This window comes from Microbacterium sp. NPDC076895 (genome assembly GCF_040687115.1).
Classification (GTDB): Bacteria; Actinomycetota; Actinomycetes; order Actinomycetales; family Microbacteriaceae; genus Microbacterium.
Map to the genome: position 1 here is coordinate 137,671 of NZ_JBFBMQ010000002.1, position 17,243 is coordinate 154,913.

Annotated in this window: 15 protein-coding genes and 2 tRNA genes; 6 read left to right on the forward strand and 11 right to left on the reverse strand. The window is 67.2% G+C overall.

Going from position 1 to position 17,243, the window contains the following annotated elements; all coding sequences use genetic code 11:
* Positions 1–38: 38 nt before the first annotated feature.
* The gene (locus AB0O89_RS02390; RefSeq protein WP_275755764.1) at positions 39–242 is read left to right on the forward strand and encodes a twin-arginine translocase TatA/TatE family subunit; all 204 of its coding nucleotides are present in this window, start codon (positions 39–41) and stop codon (positions 240–242) included.
* Between the two features lie 37 nt (positions 243–279).
* On the opposite strand, the gene AB0O89_RS02395 is transcribed toward AB0O89_RS02390, so the two are convergent.
* The 5 genes from AB0O89_RS02395 to AB0O89_RS02415 are packed head-to-tail and all read right to left on the reverse strand — an operon-like array spanning position 280 to position 4,772.
* The gene (locus AB0O89_RS02395; RefSeq protein WP_275755762.1) at positions 280–1,101 is read right to left on the reverse strand and encodes a glycosyltransferase family 2 protein; all 822 of its coding nucleotides are present in this window, start codon (positions 1,099–1,101) and stop codon (positions 280–282) included.
* Complete coding sequence (locus AB0O89_RS02400) at positions 1,098–2,216, reverse strand: thiamine pyrophosphate-dependent enzyme (RefSeq protein WP_275755760.1); 1,119 nt, start codon at positions 2,214–2,216, stop codon at positions 1,098–1,100. Before AB0O89_RS02400 ends, AB0O89_RS02395 begins: the two co-directional genes overlap by 4 nt.
* On the reverse strand, positions 2,213–3,412 hold the full coding sequence (locus AB0O89_RS02405; RefSeq protein WP_363493835.1) for a glycosyltransferase: 1,200 nt from the start codon (positions 3,410–3,412) through the stop codon (positions 2,213–2,215). Before AB0O89_RS02405 ends, AB0O89_RS02400 begins: the two co-directional genes overlap by 4 nt.
* Positions 3,402–4,166 carry a patatin-like phospholipase family protein gene (locus AB0O89_RS02410; RefSeq protein ID WP_275755756.1) on the reverse strand — a complete coding sequence of 255 codons (765 nt, stop codon included), beginning with the start codon at positions 4,164–4,166 and terminating at the stop codon, positions 3,402–3,404. The genes AB0O89_RS02405 and AB0O89_RS02410 overlap by 11 nt, the downstream gene beginning before the upstream one ends.
* 30 nt (positions 4,167–4,196) lie before the next feature.
* The gene (locus AB0O89_RS02415; RefSeq protein WP_275755753.1) at positions 4,197–4,772 is read right to left on the reverse strand and encodes a TetR/AcrR family transcriptional regulator; all 576 of its coding nucleotides are present in this window, start codon (positions 4,770–4,772) and stop codon (positions 4,197–4,199) included.
* 150 nt (positions 4,773–4,922) lie between these two features.
* Here AB0O89_RS02415 and AB0O89_RS02420 point away from each other — a divergent pair, with 150 nt between their 5' ends.
* Positions 4,923–7,229: an MMPL family transporter gene (locus AB0O89_RS02420; RefSeq protein ID WP_275755752.1), complete on the forward strand. Its 2,307-nt coding sequence runs from the start codon at positions 4,923–4,925 to the stop codon at positions 7,227–7,229.
* Between the two features lie 231 nt (positions 7,230–7,460).
* Here the strand turns inward: AB0O89_RS02420 and AB0O89_RS02425 are convergent, their stop codons facing one another.
* A complete protein-coding gene (locus tag AB0O89_RS02425) occupies positions 7,461–8,177 on the reverse strand; it encodes a hypothetical protein (protein WP_275755750.1) in 717 nt (238 codons plus the stop codon).
* 110 nt (positions 8,178–8,287) lie between these two features.
* Between AB0O89_RS02425 and AB0O89_RS02430 the strand changes: the two genes are divergently transcribed.
* Positions 8,288–8,497, forward strand: coding sequence for a hypothetical protein (locus AB0O89_RS02430; protein WP_275755748.1), 210 nt, complete (start codon positions 8,288–8,290; stop codon positions 8,495–8,497).
* Complete coding sequence (locus tag AB0O89_RS02435; RefSeq protein ID WP_275755746.1) at positions 8,494–9,612, forward strand: tyrosine-type recombinase/integrase; 1,119 nt, start codon at positions 8,494–8,496, stop codon at positions 9,610–9,612. Before AB0O89_RS02430 ends, AB0O89_RS02435 begins: the two co-directional genes overlap by 4 nt.
* A gap of 54 nt (positions 9,613–9,666) precedes the next feature.
* Here the strand turns inward: AB0O89_RS02435 and AB0O89_RS02440 are convergent.
* Together AB0O89_RS02440 and AB0O89_RS02445 are read right to left on the reverse strand one after the other, a co-directional pair.
* A tRNA-Ser gene (locus AB0O89_RS02440) sits at positions 9,667–9,755 on the reverse strand.
* A gap of 76 nt (positions 9,756–9,831) precedes the next feature.
* Positions 9,832–11,118 (reverse strand): LCP family protein, encoded by a 1,287-nt coding sequence (locus tag AB0O89_RS02445; RefSeq protein ID WP_363493839.1) that lies wholly within the window; start codon positions 11,116–11,118, stop codon positions 9,832–9,834.
* 299 nt (positions 11,119–11,417) lie between these two features.
* On the opposite strand from AB0O89_RS02445, the gene AB0O89_RS02450 reads away from it, so the two are divergent.
* Positions 11,418–13,517, forward strand: a complete 2,100-nt coding sequence (locus AB0O89_RS02450) for a DUF4012 domain-containing protein (protein ID WP_363493841.1) — start codon at positions 11,418–11,420, stop codon at positions 13,515–13,517.
* A gap of 190 nt (positions 13,518–13,707) precedes the next feature.
* Here AB0O89_RS02450 and AB0O89_RS02455 read toward each other — a convergent pair.
* The 3 genes from AB0O89_RS02455 to serS form a co-directional block, all read right to left on the reverse strand.
* Positions 13,708–13,795 (reverse strand) — tRNA-Ser (locus AB0O89_RS02455).
* 78 nt (positions 13,796–13,873) lie between these two features.
* Positions 13,874–14,767: an HAD family hydrolase gene (locus tag AB0O89_RS02460; protein WP_363493843.1), complete on the reverse strand. Its 894-nt coding sequence runs from the start codon at positions 14,765–14,767 to the stop codon at positions 13,874–13,876.
* Between the two features lie 11 nt (positions 14,768–14,778).
* A complete protein-coding gene (serS, locus tag AB0O89_RS02465; protein WP_363493845.1) occupies positions 14,779–16,044 on the reverse strand; it encodes a serine--tRNA ligase in 1,266 nt (421 codons plus the stop codon).
* Between the two features lie 62 nt (positions 16,045–16,106).
* Here serS and AB0O89_RS02470 point away from each other — a divergent pair, with 62 nt between their 5' ends.
* The gene (locus tag AB0O89_RS02470) at positions 16,107–17,189 is read left to right on the forward strand and encodes a diacylglycerol kinase family protein (RefSeq protein ID WP_363493847.1); all 1,083 of its coding nucleotides are present in this window, start codon (positions 16,107–16,109) and stop codon (positions 17,187–17,189) included.
* The last annotated feature ends 54 nt before the right edge of the window (positions 17,190–17,243 follow it).

Below are 17,243 nucleotides of genomic sequence, written 5' to 3' on the forward strand. Positions count from 1 at the left end.
AGCGCGTCCCCGTACTCGGCAGGAACCGGAGTGGGCGCATGATCCGCGGGATCGAGGCGCCCGAGCTGCTGGTCATCGCCGTTCTCGCTCTCGTTCTGTTCGGCGGCTCCCGGCTTCCGGAGATCGCGCGGAGCCTGGGCAAATCCATTCGGATCTTCGCCACGGAATCCCGACCGGCAAGCAGCGCCGCTCACCCAGACGAGCAGAGCGCCACCGACCCGCATGCTGGCACGGACATGTAGGGTAGTCGTCGACTCGTCCGGCCTGCGTCGCCGTCCCTCACGCAATCGTGTGGTCCGAGCCGGCTGCTCCGGTCCGCTCCGGTTGCCCGTGTTTCTCCGACATCGCATCGACGCGGACAGCGTGCTGATGCCGGGTGACGGCGTTCGGCCAGATGCGCAGCCGCCACCAGAGCTTCGCCGGCGGCTCGAGTTCGACGCGCCTGGTCCGGATGCGCATCTCTGGGAGGTGGTGGATGTGCCCGCCCGCACGGTGGATGAGCACGCTGAGATCGAGATCCTCGTGCACCTTGGTGTGGTCGGGGAAGGCATCCTCGCGGATGGTCTCCCATGCGGTGCGGGTGATGGCCATGTTGCAGCCGACCATGACCTGGCCGCCTGTCAGTATCTCGCTGATCGGGTAGTAGCCGTATTCGAGGGTGGCCTTGCCGAGGAGGTGTCCGAGGGCGGGGTGTCCGTCGATGAGCGCGTCGCCTGAGCCGGTGATTCCCGCCACCTCGTCGGTGCCCGCCCGTGTGAAGTGTGCACGGACGACGGCGACCCAGCCCGGGTCGATGATGCTGTCGGCGTCGATCCTGCCCAGCACATCGCCCGTGGCCGCGTTCAGTCCGCGATTGCGCGCGGGGACGATCCCGGGGATGGGCTCCTCGAGGACGGTGACGAAGGGGTATGAGGCCGCGATGCGGCCGGTGGCGTCGGTGCTGCCGTTGTCGACGACGATGACCTCATCGGGCGGGTCCGTCTGAGCGGCGATCGCCTCGAGACACTCGCCCAGGTAGTCCTGCTCGTTCCAGGCGGGGATCACGATCGACACCCTCGGCCGTGGCGAGCCCCTGCGCCGCCCATCGTCGTCGATGGTCATTCCGCGGCGTCCTCGAAGGAGTCCAGATAGTCGCGCAACCACGCCTTCTGGGCATGGGCGACGGGATGGGCGTCGCTGTAGACGTGGTCGAACATGCCGCCGGGGTCCGGGGCGGGGAGTGCGATCAGGCGTCTGCGGACGTCGCCGGCGTGTTCGGCGTTGTGAGCATCGATGCTCTCGAACACGTCATCGGTGACGCCGCGCTCGCTCAGGTGGGCCCGCAGGCGCGGGATCGGGTCGCGCCGCTCCCAGGAAGAGCGCTCCTGCACGGTCCGGTACTTGGTGGGGTCGTCGGATGAGGTGTGGGGGCCGAGGCGGTAGGTGACGGCTTCGATGAGAGCCGGTCCGCCGCCGGCGCGGACGGCATCCATGACGTGTTTGGTGACGGCGTAGCTGGCGAGGACATCGTTGCCGTCGATGCGGTGGCCGGGGATTCCGAATCCCTTCGCACGCGTCGCGTAAGAGACCGCGGTCTGGGTGGATGCCGGGGTGGAGATGGCGTACTGGTTGTTCTGCACGAAGAACAGGACGGGTGCGTCGTAGGTGCGGGCGAAGGTCAGCGCTTCGCTCGCGTCGCCTTCGGACATCGCGCCATCGCCGATGTAGACGATCACGGCCTCCTCGCCGGGTGGCTTTCGTCCTGCCTGCTGATCGAGGCTGATCCCCATCGCATAGCCCGCCGCATGGAGCGCCTGGGCGGCGAGCACGATCGTGTAGAGCCGGAACCGGGTGCGCTCGGGATCCCAGCCGCGAAACGTGTTGCCGCGAAGGACAGCGAGGATGTCGACGAAGTCGATACCACGGGCAAGAGCCACGCCATGTTCCCGATAGGAGGGGAACACGGTGTCGAGCGGGCTGAGGGCGTGGGCGGAGCCTGTCTGGGCGGCTTCCTGCCCGTAGGAGGGGATCCAGAGGGCGAGCTCACCCTGACGCTGCAACGCGGTGGACGCCTCATCGAGCCGACGGGCGAGAGTCATCTCGCGGTAGAACGAGAGGAGCCGCTCCGTGTCGAGCCCGTCGACGAGGGGCGCGTACGGTGCCGCGGCACGGCTCGGCGCGTAACGCCCCTGAGGCGTCAAGAACCGGATCAGGGCGGGGCCGCGCGGGGTGCTCACACGGCACCGGCGAGAGACCAGCTCTCCTGGTAGAGCTGTTCGTATCGGGAGGTCATGACCCCGGCGTCATGGGTCAAGGCGGTGGCGGATGCCGCACGGCTCATCGCCCGGTAGGCGTCGGGGTCGAGGTGCAGGATGCGTTCGATCCGGTCGGCGAACTCGTGCGCGTTGCGGGGGTGGACGAGATACCCTTCCGCGCCGGAGGCGATCAGGTGCGGGAGCGCGACGGCATCGGCGAGAACCACCGGGGTGCCCGAGGCCATCGCCTCAAGGGTCGCGATCGACTGGAGTTCGGCAGTGGATGGCATCACGAACACCGTGGCCCGGTGGTGCAGTTCGGTCAGCCGGTCGTCGTCGACGTACCCGTGGAACGTCGTGCGATCGGCGATGGCCAGCGAACGCGCCAGCCCCTCCAGGTGGCTGCGCTCGGAGCCGCTTCCGACGATGTCGAGGTGCGCCGCGAGCTCACGGGGGATGAGGCTGAACGCGTTCAGCAGGGTGTCGAGGTTCTTCTCCGGGTCGAGGCGTCCGACGAACAGCACGCGATTCTCCGCCGGGCGGTCCTGCTTGGGCGTGAACCTGTCGTTCTCGACGCCGCACGATACGGGGACCACGCCACGCAGCCGCGTGTTCGACTCCAGATAGTGGGCGGCGGCCGGGGTCGGGCTGGTGACGATGTCGGCGCGGGAGTACACCGTGCTGGCGAGGCTCCATCCGAACGCCGTCAGCCGAGGGTGCAGACGCCGAGGAAGTCCGCTGAACTCGACGACGTTGTCCGGCATGACGTGGTTGGTCGCGATGATCGGGATGTCGAGGCGCTCGGCCTCGTAGGCGAGGCCGCGTCCGATGTCGATGAAGGACTGCAGGTGCACGACGGCGGGCCGCACCCGCAGGAGGATGCGACGCGTCTGCGCGCGCACCTCCCACGGCGGAGCGACACGGAGCCAGTCGTGCAGCGGCCAGCGCACGCTGCGCAGCCGATGGACCGTGAGTCGCTGCCCGTCGTAGACCTCGATGCCGGAACTGGAGCGCATGCGGGTCGCGGGGGCGATGACGTGCACGTCGTGCCCTCGGCGGGCGAGGCGGACGGCATGCTCCCGCGCGAACCGCGCGGCACCATTGACATCGGGCGGGAACGTGTCTGTGCCGATCAGCACGCAGGCGGCGCGGCCGGTGAGAGATTCGCTATGCGGCATGGGTCTGCTGGGTCTTCCATTCGTGGAGGGCGGTGCTCGCGGCGGCGTAGCCCGCATCGATGATGCGCGGGACGTCCGCACGGGACCACTGTGAGCATCCGTCGAGATCGGGGTGGATCATCAGCACGTCGGGACGCCGTTCGAGCTCGGCGATCGCCGCCGCCGAACGCACCACGGGGACGTGCTCCCATTCCGGCCGGAGCCGGACAGCGATCGTGAACGTCGCACCGAGGTGATGTGTGGCGGCGATCGGGAGGTTCGCAGCCAGGCCACCGTCGACGAGGATCTGGTCGCCGGTCACGACCGGGGAGAACATGCCGGGGACGGCGATGCTCGCACGGAGGGCTGGACCCAATCGGCCTCTGTCGAGGATGACGGCCCGACGGGTCCGCAGATCGGTTGCGACCGCCGCGAAGCGCCGCGGCAGCTCTTCGATGAGCGGCTCTCCACCGAGCCGGTCGATGGTGTCCAGCAGGGCGGCGCTGTCGAGGAGCCCCAGCCGCGCGGTGGGACGCAGACGGCCGAACGTCGACCAGTCCGCGTCCAGCACCGCCTCCTCGATCTTTGCGATGGAAAGGCCCGCGGCGAACGCCGCGCCGACCAGTGAGCCCGCGCTCGTCCCCGCGACGACCTTGGGGAGGACATGGTGTTCTCGGAGCGCCTTCAGGACGCCGACGTGGGCGGCGCCGAGCGCACCTCCGCCCCCCAGCGCCAGCCCCACGACTGCACGGGGATGCCCGACTTCTGCCGTCATGTCTGACATCGCTTTCGACTCCAGCATCGGTCAGACGCTCGGGAGCGGGTGCGCCTGCGCGGGGTTCAGGCTGTCGAGGACGAGGCTGAGGTAGCGGCGGCGATGGGCGCCGGAGGGGATGCTGCCGAACCCGGCGGCGATCATCGTCATCAGGTTCGGGATGTCCTCCGGCGTGATGTCGGCACGGAGCGTTCCCGCCGCCTGCGCACGCCGCACGGTCTGCTCGATCGCGGCCGCGTTCCGGCCCATCAGCTCGCGGGTCGCCTCGGCCAGGTTCGATAGCGACCTCACCAACCCACGCTCGCGGTCCAGCACACCGAGGAGCCTCTCCCCGAGCTCGAGCAGCACGTCGCGCGGAGCGTCGGTGCGTTCGAACTGTGCGAAGACGGGCTGCACCTCCGTGGCGAACACGTCGTCGTAGACGGCGAGGGCGAGGGACTCCCGGTTCGGGAAGTGCCGGTACAGCGTCGCGATCCCCACGCCCGCCTCCTTCGCGATCCGGTTCAGCGTCCCCGACCCGTCCCCGAGGGAGAACGCCCGCCGCGCGGCTCCCAGGATCTTCGCCATGCTCGCCGCCGCATCCACCCGCATCGTGCTGCCGTCCATCGAATCCGCTCCTTCCGCGTCGGTTTGACAACCCCGAAAAACGATACCAGACTCTCACATCAGTTGATAGTCAACTATCAGTTGTTCGCATTGAGGCGGCGGGATCGGCCCTCGCGAGGGCTGGTGCGCCCGGAGGAATAGAGGAATCGGATGTCGTCGTGGCTGTATCGGTGGGGTGCGCTCGCGTACCGGGGAAAGTGGTGGGTGACAGCGATCTGGGTGGTGCTGATCGCCGCGATCGTGGGCCTGATCGTGGTGAACCCGCCCAAGCTCAGCAACGAGATCCGCATCGACGGCACAGCCGCCCAGGAAGTGATCGATGATCTCTCGGACCGACTGCCGGATGCTTCCGGTGGGCAGGGCATCATCGCGTTTCACTCCACCGACGGGGAGCGCATCGACGAGGGGGACAACCTCGCCGCCGTCCTGGAGGCGGTCGAGGAGATCTACGACGGCGAACACGTCGTCGACGCGCGCGAGGTGCTCGCCGAGGAACTGGCCAAGGGGCAGGACAGTCTGCTGCTGCAGGCGGCCGCTGCGATCGCGCAGGAGCAGGCGACCACCGGTGGGACGGACGCCGGTGCGCCGACCGCTCTGGTCGTCGACCAGACCCCGGTCCCTGGAGTGGTGGTCTCCGCCGACGGCCAGACGGCCCTGTTCCAGTTCGTGTTCGACGCGCAGACCTTCGAGCTCCCCGAGGGCACCGTGGACGACACGATCGAGACCGCCGAGGACGCCGTCGCCGGTGAGGCGATCGACGTGCTGCCGTCGTCGACGATGATCCAGGTTCCCGAGCTGATCGGCGCGGGAGAGATCGTCGGCGTCGCGATCGCCGCGCTCGTGCTGATCGCGACGCTCGGCTCGCTCATCGCCGCGGGCCTTCCGCTCGTGTCCGCGCTCTCCGGTGTCGCGTTCGGGGTCGGCGGGGCGTTCGCGATCTCCAGCATCGTCCCGATGCATTCGCTGACCGCCGTGCTCGGGCTCATGCTCGGGCTCGCGGTCGGGATCGACTACGCCCTGTTCATCGTGAATCGGCAGCGGCGGTTCATCCTCGATCAGCGCCTCAGCGCGCCAGAGGCGACCGCCCGCGCGATCGGCACCGCCGGCAGCGCCGTGTTCTTCGCCGGAACCACTGTCGTCATCGCTCTGCTCGCCCTCACGGTCGTGCAGATCCAGCTCCTCACGACGATGGCCATCACCGCCGCAGCCACCGTCGTCATCGCCGTCCTGTCCGCACTCACCCTGCTGCCGGCGCTGCTCGGGTTCGTCGGCGAACGGATCTGCTCGGCGAAGGCACGGCTGAACGCCGGCACCTCCCACGACAACGGCTCCTCGCACCGCGTCGCGAACACGTGGTCGCGTCTGCTCGTGAAGAACCGCTACGTCGCCGCCGTCGGCGCTCTCGCGATCGCCGGTGTCATCGCCGCCCCCGTGCTCGACATGGACCTCGGCCTCCCCTCGGGCGCGAGCTACCACCCCGACACCGCGCAGCGGCAGAGTTTCGAGGTGGTGGGGAACGCGTTCGGCGAGGGCTACAACGGGCCCCTCGTCGTCGTCGCCACCTCGCCCGACAACGAGACCATCCCCGCTACGGACCTCGCCGGCATCTACGGCGACCTCTCCGGCATTCACGGCGTCGAAGCGGTCTCCCTGGGCGGCCTCGACGAGGACGGCACCACCGCGGTGTTCTCCGTCGTACCCGAGACCGGTCCCACCTCCCAAGAGACCGCCGACCTCGTCACCGCGATCCGTGACATGACACCGACCTTCACCGACGACTACGGAGTCGACGTCGGCGTCACGGGATTCGCGGCCCTCGCGATCGACGTCTCCGATCGTCTGGCTGACGTGCTTCCGCTCTACATCGCCGTCGTGGTCGGCCTGTCGCTGATCGTGCTGCTGCTCGTGTTCCGCTCCATCATCGTCCCCATCAAAGCCACCGTCGGGTTCCTCCTGTCCGTTGCCGCGACCTTCGGAGCGACCACCGCCGTGTTCCAATGGGGCTGGCTGCAGCCGATCTTCGGGATGGACGCCACCGCCCCCGTGCTCAGCCTGCTCCCCATCATCATCACCGGCGTCCTGTACGGCCTCGCCATGGACTACGAGGTGTTCCTCGTCTCCTCGATGAAGGAAGCCCACGTCCACGGCGCCAAGGGCACGGAGTCCGTCACCCGCGGGTTCGCCGTCGCGAGTCGCGTCGTCGTGGCCGCCGCGATCATCATGACCAGCGTCTTCGCCGGGTTCATCTACAACCCCGAGCCCATGATCGCCCAGGTCGGGTTCGCCCTGGCCTTCGGCATCCTCGTCGACGCCTTCCTCGTCCGCATGACGCTCGTCCCCGCCATCATGGCCATCTTCGGCGACAAGGCCTGGTGGCTCCCCCGCTGGCTCGACCGCATCCTCCCCGACCTCGACATCGAAGGAGACAAACTCAACAAGCAACTCGAACGAGCATGACCGAACGCGTGCACCCGCGGGACGCGAACGGCATATGGCCGACTCCTGTTCCCGACGCCGCGGCCGCGGCCGCCAAGAGTGCTAACTCAGGTGCTGAGCAACGTATAGCTGCGCGCACCTCGATGCAGTCATCCACAGGCCGGAACCTCAAGACCATTGGATCTACGGGCCTCAACGCGGTTCGTGACCCTGCGCGCGAAGGGGTCGAGCGCAGCTCAACTCCCTCGCGCGCTATCCCGCTCGCCCTCGGCGGCCAGGTGGGAGCAGTCCGCGGGCTCGGGCTTTGGCGACCCAACCCTGGGCTGTGGAGAGGGCGACGTCGCTGAGGCGCGCGATTCTCGCGGTCGGGTTCGGGTCGCCGTCCTCGGCGAAGCGGGTGTGCTGGAGTGCGACGAGTTCGTAGAAGTCCGGGGTGCGCTTCGGGTCACCGAGCGGTCGGACGAGGTCTTGCCCGCGCAGCGTGCGCCCGCTGGGAAGGGTGATCTTGCCGTTCTGGAAGCGGGTGGCACCTGTGACGGCGAACAGGCGCTTGTTGATCGCGGCCTCGATCTTCGCGGTCGGCAGCTCGCGCAACAGCTGGCTGGTGATCGGGTCGCCGGCGAAGAACGGCATGTGGACGATGCCGGTGATCCGCACCTCCCCCATCCGGTTCTCATAGACCCGCACCTGCTGCTGAAGGCGCAGGAGCACGCGGGTGCCGCTCTCGGTGTGCTGGATCAGGAACCAGCGCCCCGCATCGAGGTTGCTGTGCTCGGAACGGAGCTTGCGATCGAGGCCTGGGGCGTTGTCGATCCAGTCCTCGTAATGCAGGGAGCGGTCGATGCCGGCGCTCTCGCCCTCCGTGTCGAGCGGGGACCGTTCGGGGAACCACCACCCATCCGGCAGGTCCGCGTCGATCAGCAGCGCGAAGTCGGGCTGCTGATCGGAGTCCTGCGCGGAAGTGGTCACGTCCCGAGTCTAACGAGTCGGAGGCGTAAACTCATGTAGTTGCGAGTCGGCGCGTTTCGTGGTCTAATGTCGTGTATTCGCGGAAACGCGATATACGCGAGGAGGAAGGTATGAGCGACGGCGAGACGGGCAGCGCGCTCGGTCGGGCGCCCCTGTTCTACTCCGAGGAGGAGACCGCCTCACTGCTCGGTATCCACCGCACGACGCTACGCACCCTCGCTCTGGACGGCCGCGCTCCGGTGGAGCCGATTCGGCTCACCCCGCACAAGCGCGTCTACCGGCGCATCGACGTGGAGCGCCTGGCGGGGGTGGTCGATTGAGCATCGAGGCGCGCAAGACCAAGGCGGGCAAGACCCGTTACCTCGCGCGCGTCCGCTCCGGCACGCAACTCGTCGCGTCCCGCACTTTCGACCGCAAGAGCGACGCTGAGGCGTGGGAGCGGGAGCAGAAGCACCTGCTGGACACCGGCCGGCCGCTGCCGCCGAAGCGCAAGTTCACGATGCAGGAACTGGTCGACAGGTTTCTCGTGGCACGTGAGGGCGGGAACCCGCACACGGTGGACACCGATAGGAACAACCTCGCCGCGCTTCCCGCCTCGCTGCTGAGGCGGTCGCTCGCCACCGTGCAGGCCGGGGACATCCGGGAGCATCTGCTTGCCGAGCTGCGCGGTGGGAAGGCACCGGCGACGGTCGCCCGCGCCAAGACGACGCTGAGCGCGCTGTTCACTTACGCGGACGAGCAGGGCTACCTGCACCAGCCGCACCCGGTGCGGACGATGAAGAAGATTCCCGAGTTGAGCAGCGTCGCCCAGCGCGCGGTGAGCCCGAACGAGATTCCCTCCCCGCGCCGAGTCGCCGGAGTGCTCGCCGCCTTGCGGCAGCGGCGCAGCGACATCGCGGACGTGTTCGAGTTCATGTCGCTGACCGGCGTGCGCTGGGGCGAGTTGCGCGCGACCCGGGTGGGCTGGCTCTCAGAAGTCCCACTCGCGCAACTCAACGTCGAGCGTTCCCACTCCGACCGCTACGAGGAGAAGAACCCGAAGTCCTCGCGCGGCACTCGGCCGGTGCCGCTGTCGCCGCGGGCGCTGGCGATCTTCCGTCAGTACGCCGCGGGCAAGCAGCCCGACGACTACCTGTTCACCAACCAGCAGGGGGGGCAGCTCTCGGTCGGCGTGGTCCGCAAGTTCCCGCTCGGCTTCCGCCGCCACGCGCTGCGCCACTACGCCGCGTCCACCTGGCTGCGGCTCGGCACGCCCGTCCACGAGGTCGCGGAGTACCTAGGCGACGAGGCACGCACCGTCCTCGCGGTCTACGCGCACGTCCTCGGCGAAGGTCAGCGCCGCGACCATGTGCGGCGTCTCGCCGCTGCCGAGGAGTTCGGCAGAAAGTCGGGACACTCACGGGACACTCGGCGCGGTCCGAACCTCGGACGCTGAACTCAACGCCTCCTGGCGAGCCGGAAGAAACAGGCTCTGACCAGGGATTTCCAGCGGAGACGGAGGGATTTGAACCCTCGGTCCCCGTGAGGGGACTCCACCTTAGCAGGGTGGTGCACTAGGCCTGACTATGCGACGTCTCCAGGCATCCGTGACCGAATCGGGCGGATGACCTCGTCAATACTAACCGCTGCGGTGCGCCGCGACGAATGGATGCCGTCAGCCGAGGTTTCCGACCGAGCAGGTGCTCTGCGCTGCGGTTGAGCCGGTGATCGAGTTCGGAAGAACCACGGCTTCCTGAGCAGGGGCTTCGGTAGGTGCGGCTGTCGCACTGGGGTCGGTTGTGGTCTCGGGAGCCGGCTCCTCGGTGGGAGTCACATCGACGACGCTTCCGTTCATACCCGCCTTGCCGGTGAGTTCGATCGGCGCGTTTGCCGCGAGTGCCGCCCAGAGCTGGTCGGCGGCGGCGTAGTTCGGCACGACTTTGTTCGGGTCGTCGGGGTCGCCGTTGACGGGGTACTGAACGAAGACGATGTCTGAGAAGGGAACGTCCTTGATCGCGAGCGCGATCTGCACGAGCGTCAGCGGGTTGGTCAGGCTCGAGCTCTTCGTGATGTTGTCGATCGCCACGGTCGCGAGCCGGTAGAGGGTCGTCGGATCAGACAGCACGTTCTCGCTCACGAGCTTCTTCGCAAGACTCGACATGTACTGCTGCTGGTTGCTGATCCGGCCGAGGTCTGAGCCGTCACCGACACCCTTGCGGGTACGCAGGAAGGCGAGCGCCTGAGCTCCCGAGACGGTCGAGATGCCGTCGGGTAGATAGAGGCCAGCTAGCGGGTCGCTGATGCCACCCTGGACACACACGTCAACGCCGCCGATCGCGTCGGTGATGTTGATGACACCACCCCACGTGACCTTCGCGGCGAACGGAATGCTCTGGCCGCTCAACTGCGAGATGGTCTTCACGACGCAGGACAGGCCCCCGCCGTTCGCGCCGCCGCCGGCATAGAAGGCCGAGTTGAGGGGCTGCTTGCTCATTGCGGATGACGTCGAGCCATCACCACGATCGCACGCGGGGATAGGGAGCATCAGGTCGCGCGGGAACGAGATGACTGTCACACGACGCGGCGCATCCGAAATGTGCACGAGCATGTTGACGTCGTTGAGTTCACCCGCGGCGTCGGAGCCCGAGCAGCGGTCTCCAAAGATCGCAGAGAACTCGGGCTCACAGGCATCCGTGCCCGCCACGAACAGGTTGACGCCACCTTCGATTGCGCCGATGTCCGGCGGGACGATGACCTGATCTTCAAGCTCGACCGTGTTCTCGGTGGCGTAGCTGGCCGCCAGATCGTAGAGCGTATAGGCGGCAACTCCGGTGCCGGAGACGAGGACCACGGCAACGACAATGCTGAGCGCCTTCACGAAGACGGCGAACGGATGTGGCGACCTCAGCGCCCCATGACGGGCCACCGTCTGGCGGCCGCGCTGCGGTGCTGTCTTGCTCACAAAGTTCCTTCCGGTGCCCGTCGCAACCCACCTCGGTCGCTGGCTGTGCGACGCGTGGCTCGACTCCGGCTACGCGCGATCCTTTTCGGTCACACGTCGTTGACCTCTAGGACGTCGGGTGTTGGCACAGCCGAAGAACTGACGCCTTAAGAAAGGTAGGTTATGCCATGGCCGCTGGACATGCACTGTGCGGTCGCTGACCGCGGCTCCTGAGACGCATATGCAATGTTCAGCATCCGTTCGGGCTTTCACGGCCCGCGCTCGGTTTCTCACAACATAGGACCGGTAACATCAGGGTCGTGACCACCGTTGACGGCGACCGGCAGGCCGATTCCGTCCCGGCAGGCGAGCCCTCCCTAAGCGATCAACCCGCCCTGAGCGAGGGCCATTCGTCGGATTCGCAGGCCATCACCCGACGCGCCCGGTCAAGTGCGTCATCCGTCGCCCCGAAGCCGCCGACGACCCGCCGCGAGACGCGGGCGCGGCGCACCCCGGCCCGACCGCTGGCTCGGCATGCCGCACCCGAGTCTGGAGCGTCGCGCAGGCGGCGCGGATGGCGGACGTTCTGGATCGCAGTCAGTCCGCTCGGGCTGATCCTGGTCGGAACCGTCATTCTGGGAGGCGTCTTCGCGCTCCAGGTGCTCGAGGTGCGCGATGACCTCGAGACGGTCAAGTCGCAGCTGGGTGGACTGGCAGAGGCTGCTGTGTCGGGCAACACCGACACTCTCCAGCAGGCTGGCGATGAGATCGTCGCTCGCACCCAGCGTGCATCCGAAACCGCGAACGGTCCGCTCTGGGATCTGGCATCCACGCTGCCTCGCATCGGTAACAACGTTCTCGCGGTGCGCACGGTCGCCGAAGCCGTGAACACGATCGCGAGCGAATCGATCCCACCCGTCGTCAACATGGTGTCAGCTGCGAACGTCGACGAGCAGCGCGCCGAGGGCAGCCTCGGGATCAACCTGCAACCGTTCCTCGAGGCCGAGACGGTGCTTCCGACGATCATTTCGTCGTTCGAGGATGCCTCAGCCATCGCAGCGACCATGGACCGCACCGACGTCTTGCCCGCCGTCTACGAGCCGATGGACGAGATGGTCGGACTGCTCGACCAGGCGATCCCGATCCTCAAGGTTGCGCAAGAGAACCTCCCCGCGCTCTTGCAGGCCGCGGGCGCCAACGGGCCGATGCTCTACCAGGTCATGATCCAGACCCCGGCCGAGATCCGTGCGACCGGCGGTGGCGTCGCTCACTGGCTGATCCTCAAAGTCGATAACGGGCAGGCAGAGCTCGTGGGTCAAGACAACGGCGTCGACCTCATGTACTCGCGGCTTCCCTCGCTCGGGTTCGACACCGTCAACGGCTCGCTGATCACGCTCCCCCGCGACGTCAAGTCTCTCTACCCCCGCGAGCTCGTGAGCTGGTCATCGAACTTCACGATGACGCCCGAGTTCCCGCGCGCCGTTGAGCTCTTCCAAGCGACCCGCGAGTGGGAAGACCTGCCCGAGTTCGATGGCGCGATCTCCATCGACCCGATCGTGCTTGCGCACCTCATCGAGGCGACCGGGCCTCTCACTCTCGATTCGGGCGAGCAAGTGACGGCCGAGAACACGGCGTCGCTGCTCATGAGCGAACCGTACGAAAGGTTCGGTGCCGACAACGCCGCGATGGACGCCTACTTCAATGAGGTGACATCCAAGATGTTCAGCGCGCTCACCAGCGGCAACTGGGAGTTCGGCGCCATGTGGGATCAGTTAGTGCGCAGCGCCAGCGAAGGCCGCATCCAGATGTGGTTCGACGACCCCGGCCTCGAAGCTTTCGCGACCGAGTACGGCCTCGACGCGTCGCTGCGGGAAGACAACGCGGATGCCACCCAGCTCGGCATCTACTTCAACGACTACTCCATCGGCAAGCTGAACTATCACCTGACCTACGACCAGCACGCCACCTGCAACGTCGACGAACGCACCATCACCGTGTCGATGAACCTCCACAACAGCATCACCAAAGACATCAAGAGCGAGTACACGCTGGGGCTTCGTAACGTGAATCGCGGTATCGATCCCCGCACGATGATGCTCGATGTTCTCTTCTTCGCGCCGCCCGGTGGCGAGATTCTGTCGACCGATCCCAAACGCGGCGACTACCAGGACTCGTACTTCCGTGACCGCTCGGGAGTCGACCACGGGAACGAAGGGCTGAGCCGTACCTTGCTGCTACCCATGGGCGAGTCCCGCACCGTGTCGTACACGGTTCAGTTGCCCGAGGGCCCGCTCGGTCCGCTGCAGCTGCGCCACACACCGGGTGCGAACGACACCCAGGTCACAGTGGACGCGAACTGCGCGAGCCTGTTCGCCAGCCCCGAGGGGTCGACGAACATCTCCCTCACGAAGATCGGCTGAACCCCGACGCGTCGCGCGCCTGGCGGAGGTGGGCGCGAATCGTCGGCATCCGAGGCAAAGACTGGCGCACATTGTCGCCATAGGCGCCGGATGCGACAAGACGAGCCCACTTCTCTGCCGGCGGCGTGGGCCTCCCCACCGCGCCCGAGAATCGGAAGAGGCGCCGCCCTTCGGGCGACGCCTCTTCCGATGGCGGAGGGTGTGGGATTCGAACCCACGGGACATTGCTGCCCACTGGTTTTCAAGACCAGGTCCATCGGCCGCTCGGACAACCCTCCCGATGACGCCGCGCGCGGCATCCATCGAACGGCGTCCACTCTATCCGACCACCCAGGCGACGTTCGCGCCGCGGCGGCTCAGAGGGCGCGAAGGATCGCTGCCACGCCACCCTCGTGAACGGATGACGTGATCTCGCCGGCAGCGTCGAGCACTTCCTGCGGGCCCTGCGCCATGGCGATGGCACGACCGCCGTTCTCAAGCGCCCAGGCGAACATACCCACGTCGTTGCGACCGTCGCCGATCACGAGCACCTCGTGCGGGTCGAAGCCGAGCCACTCGCGCACCATCTCCAGCGCCGTCGACTTGTCGATGCCCGGCGGGGCGATGTCGAGCCAGGCGGTCCAACCGATCGCGTACGAGACCTCGTTCAGACCGACCTGCGCCACGAGATCGACGAAGTCACCCTCGGCGTGATCGGGCGAGACGACGACGACGCGGCAGACCGGTTCGCGCGTGAGTTCGTCGAAAGCGACGCGGCGCGCGCCGAGCAGGTTCCAGTCGTCGAGTTCCTCGGTATAGAGGCGGCTGCCGTCTTCGAGTTCGACCATGTACTTCGCGTCGGGCAGGTGCTCACGCAGCAACGTGACGACCTCGGTCGCGTCGAAGGTCTCGGTGTGGACCTGCTCGTAGCGCACCTCGTCACCCTCGATCTTCTTCAGGATGACGGTGCCGTTCGAACACACGACGTAGTCGGGTTCGATCTCGAGGACGCGCACGACTCCGCGCGTGCTCGCCCACGAGCGACCGGTCGCGAGCATCACCTCGTGCCCGGCGAGGCGCGCGTGCTCAACCGCCTCGACGACGCCGGGGCTCAGGGTCTCGTCCTCGAGCAGCACCGTGCCATCGATATCGAGGGCGATCAGCAGCCGCGGCGTGCTCCCGGGGTGGTGTTCGGTCTCTTCGGCGAGTTCCTCAACGATCTCGGCGGCATCCGCTTCGGGAACCGCCTCCACCTCTCCGGTGTGCGGCACCCCGGCATCCGTCACGCGACCGGCTCCAGGACGTCCATCCCGCCGAGGAATGGGCGCAGCACCTCGGGCACCGTCACGGATCCATCCTCGCGCTGGTGCGTCTCGAGCAGCGCGACGATCCAGCGTGTGGTCGCGAGCGTTCCGTTGAGGGTCGCGACGTGCTGTGTCTTACCACCGTCTGGGCGGTGACGGATGTCGAGCCGACGGGCCTGGAAGGTCGTGCAGTTACTCGTGCTGGTGAGTTCGCGGTAGGCATCCTGGGTCGGGACCCACGCCTCGACGTCGTACTTGCGCGCGGCGCTCGATCCGAGGTCACCGGCGGCGACATCGATGACGCGGTACGCGAGGCCGAGGTCTTGCAGCATCCGTTCCTGCATCTCGACGAGGCGGAGGTGCTCGGCTTCGGCATCCTCGAGGCTCGTGTAGACGAACATCTCCAGCTTGTTGAACTGGTGAACACGGATGATGCCGCGGGTGTCCTTGCCGTAAGACCCAGCCTCGCGCCGGTAGCACGTCGACCAGCCGGCGTAGCGCTTGGGGCCCTTCGCGAAGTCGATGATCTCGTCCATGTGGTACCCGGCGAGGGGAACTTCGCTGGTCCCGACGAGGAAGAGGTCGTCCTCGTCGAGGTGATAGATCTCATCGGCGTGCTCACCGAGGAAGCCCGTGCCGCGCATGACCTCGGGGCGAACGAGGGTCGGCGGGATGACGGGAGTGAACCCGGCCTGCAGGGCCCGGTCGAGCGCGAGGTTCATGATCGCCAGCTCGAGGCGCGCACCGACGCCCGTGAGGAAGTAGAAGCGACTGCCCGAGACCTTCGTGCCGCGCTCCATGTCGATGGCGCCGAGAATCTCGCCGATCTCGAGGTGGTCGCGCGGGGTGAAGTCGAAGGTGCGCGGGTCACCGTGCGTGCGGAGGGTCACGAAGTCAGCCTCGCCACCAGCCGGAACACCGTCGATCACGATGTTCTCGATGCGTGACAGTGCTGCATCGGCGGCCTCTTCGGCGACCGTCACGCGCTGCTGGGCCTGCTTGACTTGCTCGCTCAGCTCCTTGGCTTCGGCGACGAGCGCTGCCTTCTCATCCTTGGGTGCCTGAGCGACCCGCTTGCCGTGGGCGTTCTGGGCCGCGCGGAGCTCTTCGAACGCCGTAATGGCGGCGCGGCGCTCACGGTCGGCGTCGAGGGCGGCATCCACTGTCTCGGACGAGTGCCCGCGAGCCTCCTGCGAGCGCTTGACCAGCTCGGGATTTTCACGAAGCAGCACGGGATCGATCACCCGATAAGTCTGTCACAGCGCCTGGAACTGGCTCCGCCCGCATAGAGGGTTATCGTGTGTGCATGACGCACGCTTCCGCATCCGACGAGGAAGCCGCGTCGACCAACGATCCCGGCACCGATTCGCCCGTCGATTCCGCCGGGCACGAGGCACAGCCGGGGGATTCCAAACGGGCAGCTCTCGTCTATAACCCGATCAAGGTCGATCAGGATGCCATCCGCGCATCCGTCGAGCGCGAATCCGCCGCCGCCGGATGGGGACTCCCGCTCTTCTTTGAAACGACAGTCGACGATCTCGGTCAGCTCGCGACCCGCGAGGCGCTGGAAGCCGGAGCGGATGCCGTGCTCGTTGCCGGCGGCGATGGCACCGTTCGGGCCGTGGCCGAGGCGCTCACCGGGACTGGCGTTCCCCTGACGATCGTGCCGTCGGGAACGGGGAACCTTCTCGCGCGTAACCTGCAACTACCGCTCTCACCTCCCGACGCGATGGTGACAGCTACCTTCTCGGGCGATCACGAGACCATCGATGTCGGTATCGCGGAGTTGCGGCGCGCCGACGGGTCGCGCCACGAGCACGCGTTCGTCGTGATGGGCGGCATGGGTATGGATGCCGCGATGATCGCCAACACGAACGGTGATCTCAAGAAGCGCCTCGGGTGGATCGCTTACGTCGACGGAGCAGCTCGATCCCTGTGGAGTGCAAAGCCCTTCCGCATCCTGTACGAAGTGTCGGGACAGCGGATGCGGACCGCCCGCGTGCAGAGTGTGCTGTTCGCCAACTGCGGGTCACTGCCCGCTGGCCTGTCGCTCATCCCCGAGGCGTCGGTCGCCGATGGACAGTTGGATGTCGCGGTCATCCAACCCAAGGGCTTCTTCGGCTGGTTCTTCGTGTGGCGCAGGGTCGCATGGATCAACGGGTTCCTTCGCCGTCACTTCCATCGCAGCCGGGCATTCTTGAAGTTGCGGACCGCTGACAACGCCATCGTCTACTCCCGCGGGACGACCGTCGAGATCATGCCCGAGGCTGCCCAGCCGGTGCAGCTCGATGGGGACGAGTTCGGCGAGGCCGTGCGGATCGAGTGCCGCGTCGAGCAGAAGGGTCTCGTCATTGCGATCCCCGCCGGTCACGACATCAGCGGAGCGTGAGACGCGGGTTCGTATCGCGGTTCGAGGATGGCCCGCGCAACCGACTCAATGTCG

Excerpts from the sequence above, each read along its gene's own strand:
- AB0O89_RS02420 (WP_275755752.1), top strand. The coding sequence starts at position 4,923 with ATGTCGTCGTGGCTGTATCGGTGGGGTGCGCTCGCGTACCGGGGAAAG.
- AB0O89_RS02410 (WP_275755756.1), bottom strand. The coding sequence starts at position 4,166 with ATGACGGCAGAAGTCGGGCATCCCCGTGCAGTCGTGGGGCTGGCGCTG.
- AB0O89_RS02405 (WP_363493835.1), bottom strand. The coding sequence starts at position 3,412 with ATGCCGCATAGCGAATCTCTCACCGGCCGCGCCGCCTGCGTGCTGATC.
- AB0O89_RS02395 (WP_275755762.1), bottom strand. The coding sequence starts at position 1,101 with ATGACCATCGACGACGATGGGCGGCGCAGGGGCTCGCCACGGCCGAGG.
- AB0O89_RS02430 (WP_275755748.1), top strand. The coding sequence starts at position 8,288 with ATGAGCGACGGCGAGACGGGCAGCGCGCTCGGTCGGGCGCCCCTGTTC.
- AB0O89_RS02415 (WP_275755753.1), bottom strand. The coding sequence starts at position 4,772 with ATGGACGGCAGCACGATGCGGGTGGATGCGGCGGCGAGCATGGCGAAG.
- AB0O89_RS02390 (WP_275755764.1), top strand. The coding sequence starts at position 39 with ATGATCCGCGGGATCGAGGCGCCCGAGCTGCTGGTCATCGCCGTTCTC.
- AB0O89_RS02470 (WP_363493847.1), top strand. The coding sequence starts at position 16,107 with ATGACGCACGCTTCCGCATCCGACGAGGAAGCCGCGTCGACCAACGAT.